4 protein-coding genes and 1 pseudogene are annotated in these 4,047 nt (G+C 68.3%); 4 read left to right on the forward strand and 1 reads right to left on the reverse strand.

The annotated features are described in order from the left end of the window. The first annotated feature begins 256 nt into the window (after window positions 1-256). From ACWDSL_RS52270 to ACWDSL_RS52280, 3 genes are all read left to right on the forward strand, one after another. Window positions 257-961, forward strand: a complete 705-nt coding sequence (locus ACWDSL_RS52270; protein WP_450496695.1) for a VanZ family protein — start codon at window positions 257-259, stop codon at window positions 959-961. A 68-nt stretch (window positions 962-1,029) separates the two neighbouring features. Beyond that, on the forward strand, window positions 1,030-1,713 hold the full coding sequence (locus ACWDSL_RS52275) for a response regulator transcription factor (protein ID WP_450496697.1): 684 nt from the start codon (window positions 1,030-1,032) through the stop codon (window positions 1,711-1,713). Beyond that, window positions 1,706-2,836, forward strand: a complete 1,131-nt coding sequence (locus tag ACWDSL_RS52280) for a sensor histidine kinase (RefSeq protein WP_450496699.1) — start codon at window positions 1,706-1,708, stop codon at window positions 2,834-2,836. The genes ACWDSL_RS52275 and ACWDSL_RS52280 overlap by 8 nt, the downstream gene beginning before the upstream one ends. 19 nt (window positions 2,837-2,855) lie before the next feature. On the opposite strand, the pseudogene ACWDSL_RS52285 reads toward ACWDSL_RS52280, so the two are convergent. Next, window positions 2,856-3,359, reverse strand: a pseudogene (locus ACWDSL_RS52285) (IS5 family transposase); the annotation flags it as partial. 150 nt (window positions 3,360-3,509) lie between these two features. On the opposite strand from ACWDSL_RS52285, the gene ACWDSL_RS52290 reads away from it, so the two are divergent. Beyond that, window positions 3,510-4,043: a tetratricopeptide repeat protein gene (locus tag ACWDSL_RS52290; protein ID WP_450496701.1), complete on the forward strand. Its 534-nt coding sequence runs from the start codon at window positions 3,510-3,512 to the stop codon at window positions 4,041-4,043. Window positions 4,044-4,047 lie beyond the last annotated feature (4 nt).

The raw sequence follows: 4,047 nt of genomic DNA on the forward strand, positions 1-4,047 counted from the left end.
CCCCGTCTTCATGCTCTGGCCACTGCAGGATCACCCGACCGGGAATCCGCGTTCGACCGCCACCGCTCAAGATCGAAAAGACAACAGCTTCTTAGGGGTTCACGGTCCAACAGCCGTTCACGGTCCAGGGCAGATATGCGGGCGCGACGGCGAGTTCGTCCTTGCGCCGATTCCTTGATGCCGGGGATTCCGTGTATCGCGGGCGTATCGAAAATCGCATACGCCACCACAACGGCCCTCCGTCTCCAATGGGGGCATGAACCACCACTCATCCCTGTCAGCACCGCCCCGCCGTACGCGAGAGATCGTGCTCCTCGGCCTGGCGATCCTCGGCATGGCGAGCGCGGTGTTCGCCGTACGGCGGCCGCTCATGATGGCGGCTCCGATGTGCATGGCCGGGCGGTGGCACGGCTGCTTCGATACGTTCAACGGTGTGGTGCTCATCACGTTGGTCGCGCTGCCGTTGGCCGCGCTGGTGGTGTGGGCGCTGGCACATCGTCGGCGTGCCGCCGACGTCGCATCGGCGTGGCGGATGTCGCTGGCCGAGGTGGGCATGGTCCACGGGACGGTGCCGTTCCTATGGATGACCATGATGCCGGGCGCCGGACCCGGCACCGCTCCGCGCCGGGTGAGCCTGGTACCGCTGCGGGACCTGGTCACGATGGGGCCGGGCGGGATCGTCGGCAACCTGCTGATCTTCGCGGCGCTGGGGTTCTTCGCCCCGATGCGGTTCGCGGCGCTGGCGTCCGTGCCGCGGATCCTGGCGCTCGGGGCGGGCTGCTCGGTCCTGGTCGAAACCGCACAGTACGCCCTATGGCTGGACCGGGTGTCCTCCGTGGACGACGTGCTGGTCAACGCCACCGGCGCCGTGCTGGCCGCGCTGGCGTCGCGCCGCTGGTGGCGCACTACGGCGGAAGCGCCGTCCGACCAGCCTCGTCCCGCGCCGGCACCGGCAGGCTGAGTCGCGTGTCCGGTGTGCACACGTCTTTGCATACGTCGGCGATATGTTGTGCCGCTTAGGCTTCAGACATGCGTGTGCTGATCGTGGAGGACGAGCCCTACCTGGCCGAAGCCGTCCGCGACGGTCTGCGGCTGGAAGCGATCGCCGCCGACATCGCCGGCGACGGCGACTCCGCCCTGGAACTGCTCAGCATCCACGCCTACGACCTCGCGGTCCTCGACCGCGACATCCCCGGCCCCTCCGGCGACGAGATCGCCCGACGTATCGTCGCTTCCGGCAGCGGCATCCCGATCCTCATGCTCACCGCTGCCGACCGGATCGACGACAAGGCTTCCGGGTTCGAGCTCGGCGCCGACGACTACCTCACCAAACCGTTCGAGCTGCGGGAACTCGTCCTGCGGCTGCGGGCGCTCGACCGCAGACGCGCATACGCCCGGCCCCCGGTCCGCGAGATCGCGGGCCTGCGGCTGGACCCCTTCCGCCGGGAGGTCTTCCGCGACGGACGCTACGTCGCGCTCACTCGCAAACAGTTCGCCGTACTCGAAGTCCTCGTCGCCGCCGAAGGCGGTGTCGTCAGCGCCGAAGAGCTACTGGAACGGGCCTGGGACAACAACACCGACCCCTTCACCAACGCCGTCCGCATCACCGTCTCCGCCCTGCGCAAACGACTCGGCGAACCATGGCTCATCGCCACGGTGCCCGGCGTCGGCTACCGAATCGACACCGCACACCCCGGCGGCACTCATGAATAGACGCTCAGGGCTCAGCGCCCGACTGAAGCTCACCATCAGCTACGCCGGATTCCTCCTCCTCGCCGGCGCTCTCATGCTGGCCGTGGCATGGGTATTCGTGCTGCGCTGGCTACCGGACGGCGACCCCAGATCTCTCCAGAAGACGTTGGGCCCCGTGATCATCACCGGGCCCAACCGCTCCGACCTCCTGCGCGGCTTCGCCCCCGCCGCGGCCACAGCACTGGCCTTCCTCCTCGCGTTCGGCCTCCTGGGAGGATGGATCCTCGCCGGCCGGATGCTCGCACCACTCACACGGATCGCATCCGCGGCACGGATGGCCGCGAACGGGTCGCTGTCCCACCGGATCCGCATGCAGGGCCGCCAGGACGAATTCCGCGAACTCGCCGACGTGTTCGACACCATGCTCGAACAACTCGAATCCCACGTCGCCGAGCAGCAGAGGTTCGCCGCGAACGCCTCCCACGAACTCCGCACCCCGCTGGCAATCTCCCAGACACTCCTCGACGCCGCCCGCAACGACCCCACGCGGGACCAGGGCGAACTCATCGAACGCCTCCACACTGTCAACACGCGGGCGATCAACCTCACCGAAGCCCTCCTGCTGCTCAGCCGCGCCGACCGCAGGAGCTTCACCCGCGAGCCCGTCGACCTCTCCCTGATAGCCGAAGAAGCCGCCGAAACGCTGCTTCCCCTCGCCGAAAAGCGCCGGATCACGCTCGACGTCACCGGCGGGACAACACAGACCGTCGGCTCCGCGGCGCTCATACTGCGGATGATGACGAACCTCGTCCAGAACGCCATCGTCCACAACCTCCCCGCGAGCGGCACCGTAACGGTCCACACCGAACCGCAGCACGACGCGAGCGTGCTGCGGGTCGAGAACACGGGCCACCCGCTCCCATCCGAACTAGTTCCGACCCTCACCGCACCCTTCCAACGCGGAACAGAACGCATACGCACCGACGAGCATGCCGGCGTCGGCCTCGGGCTGGCCATCGTGCACAGCATCGTCCGAGCACACGACGGCACCCTTGACCTCACCCCCCGCCCCACCGGCGGTCTCCTCGTCACGATTCGACTTCCGGGCACGCCGCAGGCATCGTCCCCGAGCGGGGCCCACTAGGGCGCGTATCGAGTCGTGATCAATGGGTGGTCCGGGTGAGATCTTTGATCCAGATCATCGAGGCGCGCAGGTGTAAGCCGGCGAGGTAGCTGTCTGGGGTCTTGTCGTATCGGGTGGCGACACCTCGCCATGCCTTGAGCTTGTTGACCAGGCGCTCGACGGTGTTCCTGTCTTTGTAAAGGTGGGCGTCGTGGCTGACAGGCCGACCGTCCCTGGGGCCCTTCTTCCTCCGGTTGGCGGCCTGGTCCCTCTTCTCCGGGATCACTGTCTTGATGCCGCGTCTGCGCAGGTGCGCCCGGTTGCCGCGGGACGAGTAGGCCTTGTCCCCGGCGACCGCGTCCGGCCGGGTGCGGGGGCGGCCGACGGGGCCGCGGACCCGTATCTTCCCCAGCACGGGGATGAACTGCGGGCTGTCTGCGGCCTGGCCCGCGGTCAGCGTGAACGCCAGCGGGCGGCACTTACGGTCGGCGGCCAGGTGAACCTTGCTGGTCAGTCCGCCCCTGGTGCGTCCCAGGACTCCTTCTCCCGCGGCATGGCCTGGTACGAACTTGGCTGTCTGTACCAGGACCAGGGGAATCTCGCGTTGGCGAAGGAGGCCCAACAGCGCGGTGCAGACGTAGGGGCCAGGCTGGGGGAGGGCGGCGAAACGGTCGTAGGCGTGTGCCGTCTGCGGTTGGCCCAACTGGCGACGCTGTCCGGCGACACCGAGGAAGCCCGGCGTCGCTACCTGGACATGGTCGACAACACCGATCGGGGTACGGCCGCGATGGGGGCGATGATGCTGGGCGGCGACGCCAAGGACCGCCGGGACGTGGCCGAGGCGCAGCGCTGGTACCAGTGGGTGATCGACTCCGGTGACCTGTTCCAGCGGGAGCTCGCTCTGGCCCACCTCGGCGAGCTGTACTACTGGGTCGGCGACCGGGACCAGTCACGTGAGTTCTACCAGCGCACCCTCGACTCCACCAGGAGCAACCCGGATCTGGTCGCCGAGGCCGCCTACCGGCTCGGCGAGATGGCGAGCCAGGACGGCGACACTGACCAGGCCGTGCGATACCTGGAGCGGGCGCGGGACACCGGGGACGCCACCTTCGGCCCCGAGGCCGGCCTGCTGCTGGGCCGCCTAATGGGAGCTACGGAGCCGGGGAATGCTTGGTTCCGTAGCCGCCAGCAGGTGAGCACTCAGGCCGCCGGAAGCATTGACTTCTGAGGTC

The sequence above is a fragment of the Streptomyces sp. NPDC000941 genome, from assembly GCF_053599555.1.